At 72.9% G+C, this 3279-nt stretch carries 3 protein-coding genes; 1 reads left to right on the plus strand and 2 read right to left on the minus strand.

What is annotated here, in order from left to right; translation table 11 throughout:
- Positions 1-64 precede the first annotated feature (64 nt).
- Both HCJ92_RS23200 and HCJ92_RS23205 read right to left on the minus strand, forming a co-directional pair.
- Positions 65-1123, minus strand: coding sequence for a sporulation protein (locus HCJ92_RS23200; RefSeq protein ID WP_167935569.1), 1059 nt, complete (start codon positions 1121-1123; stop codon positions 65-67).
- Between the two features lie 732 nt (positions 1124-1855).
- Positions 1856-2341 carry an ATP-binding protein gene (locus HCJ92_RS23205; protein WP_167935570.1) on the minus strand — a complete coding sequence of 162 codons (486 nt, stop codon included), beginning with the start codon at positions 2339-2341 and terminating at the stop codon, positions 1856-1858.
- Between the two features lie 247 nt (positions 2342-2588).
- Between HCJ92_RS23205 and HCJ92_RS23210 the strand changes: the two genes are divergently transcribed.
- On the plus strand, positions 2589-3279 hold a 691-nt coding region (locus HCJ92_RS23210; protein WP_167935571.1), incomplete at its 3' end, for a hypothetical protein.

The following is a 3279-nucleotide window of genomic DNA, read 5'->3' on the forward strand; positions in this document are numbered from 1 at the left end:
ACCGCGCGCGGTGGCGCGGTCGGGGGCCGGGTGGGGGTGGGGCCTGGCGCGCGGGCGCCGCGGCTCACTCGTCGTCGCCGCCGTCGTCGGCGAGGTCCTCCTCGTCGTCACCGCTGAACGCCTCGTTGAGCATCATGCCTCCGAGGACACCGGCGCCGAGGCCGGCGGCGCCCGCCGCCACGGCCATCCCGGCACCGCCACCACGGCGCTGCTGCTGCATGCCGGGGTGCATCCCCTGCTGCATCCCCGGGTGCATTCCGGGCATCATCCCGCCCATCTGCATCTGCATCTGGTTCAGGAACTCCTGCCGCTGCTCCAGCAGTTCCTGCACCCAGCCGTCGATCTCCGTCTGCCAGTCACGGGAGGTGACCTCGGCGTGGGGGATGCTGTGACGGACGAACGGCATCGGCACGCCGCCGGAGAGGTGCTTGTCGGCCTCCAGCACGACGTCCACACCGTGCGGGCCGGCGACGAGGGTGACGTCGAGCCCCTGGAGCTGGTCCGCGTACTGCGGTGCGGCGCTCAGCATCAGCTCCTGGTGGAACGGCAGTTCCTGGTACTGCGCCCCCGTGACGAGGCCCGGCAGCAGGACGGTCTGCGCGAAGCCGAAGCCCAGCTGGCCGAGGGCCTCCAGCGCGGTCTCCTGGGCGGGGAGCGCCGACACCGTCAGCGGGTCCATGTCCCCGCTGTCCTTCGCCGCGGCGATGGCCAGCTCGGTGCGGACCCCCAGCTCCAGGCCGAGGTGCTGGCCGTACAGCTCGTTGAAGGGGGTTTCGGCGGGCAGTGGCATCGAGAAGGGGTAGACCTGCTTCTCGCCCGCGGCGATGCGGAAGCCTCCGGCGACGACCTCACGGCCGAAGACGACGGGCTTGCCGCCCTGGTCGCCGCCGCCCATACCCCCGCCCATGCCCCCGCCGAGGCCGCCGCCCTGCTGCTGCCCGGGGAGCTGCTGCGGGGTGGCCACGAGCTCCAGCACGATCTGCTGGATCTCGAACTCGGCCTCACCGCCCTGGACGTGGACGTCCCCCTGGACCGTCCCTCCAGGGGTACCGCTCCCGGACAGAACGGTATCGACCTTCGGCCCACCGACCCCGAAGGTTCCGAGCAGACGCTTGAACACCATCCCGGCGTTCACTCCTTTGTGTCGCGCGTCATGGACGCGTGCATGTCCCGGGGAAGCCGTGACGCACCCCAGCGGCCGTCGCGTAGGGAACGCGGCGGCACACCAAGACAACTACCGGGCACCCAGCGTCAGTTCCCACCCCACCGGGTTGCCACCCGATTGATTCAGGACACAGGCGGCGGCGCCCCGCGCCGACCGGGGAACAGGAGGGGGCCGCACAGGGTCCCCAGCAGGGGAGCCGAGTGCCGTCCGAGCGGCGCACCACGGCGCGAGACGCAGCAGGACGACGCCGGCCCAGCAGGCGACGGGCGCGGCGGTCGGACCCGCCTCGGACGTATTCTCCCCTCGGCTTCTCCCTCGGCCAGGTGGCGGCCCATGCGGCGACCGGTTCGCCGACGTACGGGGGGGCTCCTCGCACACGATTCTCTACCGCGTCGTGCACGAGGAGCCCGACCTGTCGGCGCTGCCCGACCCGCTCCGACCTCGTGGCCCGCTGCCTGGCCAAGGACTCCACCGCGCGTTCCTCCCCGGCGGAGGTGGTGGAGCTCTGCCGCGCGGCGGCCGAGGGCGGCCGGCCGTCAGCGGGAGTGGCCGCCGTCCTTGCGCGCCACACCCTCGCGGACACGGCGGGCGGTACCACCGGGCACGTGCCCGGTACCCGGGCGTCGCACCGCCGCGCCGCCCCCGGCTCACGGGGGCGGCGCGGCGGTGTCGCGTCGGCTGCGGGTGTCGTCAGGACGCCTGCAGCAACGAGTCCTCTCGCCATTTGAGGATCTTGTCGAAGGAGATGACCGCTCCGCCGTGGTCGGGTTGGTTGTCGTAGCGGACCCGGTCGGAGAGCGCCTCGATGAGGCGCAGGCCGCGGCCGTGCTCCATCTCCTGCTCGATGTGCGTCATGGTCGTGGCGGTGCCCGTGTCGAGGATCCCGCCCAGGGGGTCCAGCTCGCCGAGGAGTCGGCCGAGCGGGAACCCGGGGCCCGAGTCGATGACCTCGATCCGGCAGATGTCACCGTCGATGGAGGCGGTGACCTGGTAGACACCCGCGTGTCCGCCGCCGTGCTGGACCGCGTTGGCGCATGCCTCGGTGAGCGCGAGGGACAGTTCGTGCGCGATGTCCGCGTCCACGCCCGCCGTGTCCATGGCGCCGGCGAGCAGTCGGCGGGCGAGAGGGACGCTCGAAGCCTCGCGACGCAGCTGGAGAGACCACCAGATGCTCATGGCTCCTCCTTCCCACTTCTCGTCCGCGCGGCGACAGTCGCCGCCCGGCACTCGTAGTTATTGCCGATCGGCCCGCTTCGTAAGCCCGGCTGCGTGGTAGTACCGCCCGATCGGCGGATATACGGGACAGTTAGGTCGATATAGCTACGTCAAGGTGAGTCGAAGATCGGACGAAAGATCGCACAGTTGGTCGAATGTCGGCCCCGGCGGCTGTCTCGCGGCCCGCCGGTGAGATGATGACGCCGCTATGCCTGCCGCCCTCGATGTGCGCCTGACGCGGGCCGCGCTCTTCGCCGCGGCCTGCTGTGTGCTTGCCTCGACCGGCCATGTGCTCGCCGCCGGCGGCGGCATCGAGCCGTGGAAACTCGGCGCGGGATGGCTGCTCCTCTTCGCGGTGAGCCTGCCCCTGGCGGGTCGGGAACGCCGTTCGCTGCCCGCGGTCGTCGCCGTCGTCGCGGGCTCGCAGGCGGTGCTGCACGTGCTGTTCGGCCTCGGTCACGGCGCGGCGAGCGGCGGCACCGAAGCGGCGTCCGGCCACGCAGGCCACACCGGCGCCGAGTCGGCGGCCGGTGCCTCCGGCGGACTGCTGACGATGGCGGCGAAGCTGCTCTGCAACGACGGGCTCGTCAAGCTCACTCCGGCCGAGGCCGACCGCATCGTCACGGAGGCCGGGCTCCGACCCCCGCCGCTCCCCGACGCCTCCACCGCCGACGCCCTGCCGCACGCCGCGGCCGGACTCGCCGCCGTTCCCGGCGAGGTGACGGCGGCGCTGGTCGCGATGACCGCACCCGCCATGCTCGCCGGCCACCTGCTCGCGGCGCTCGCCGCGGGCTGGCTGCTGCTGCGCGGCGAGGCCGCGCTGTGGCGGCTGATCCGACTCTCGGGCGAGGCCGTCGCCGCCCTGCCCGCCGCGTTGCGCGTCGCGGTCGCGGCGGCGC

It is taken from the genome of Streptomyces spiramenti, assembly GCF_012034385.1.
Taxonomy (GTDB): Bacteria; Actinomycetota; Actinomycetes; order Streptomycetales; family Streptomycetaceae; genus Streptomyces; species Streptomyces spiramenti.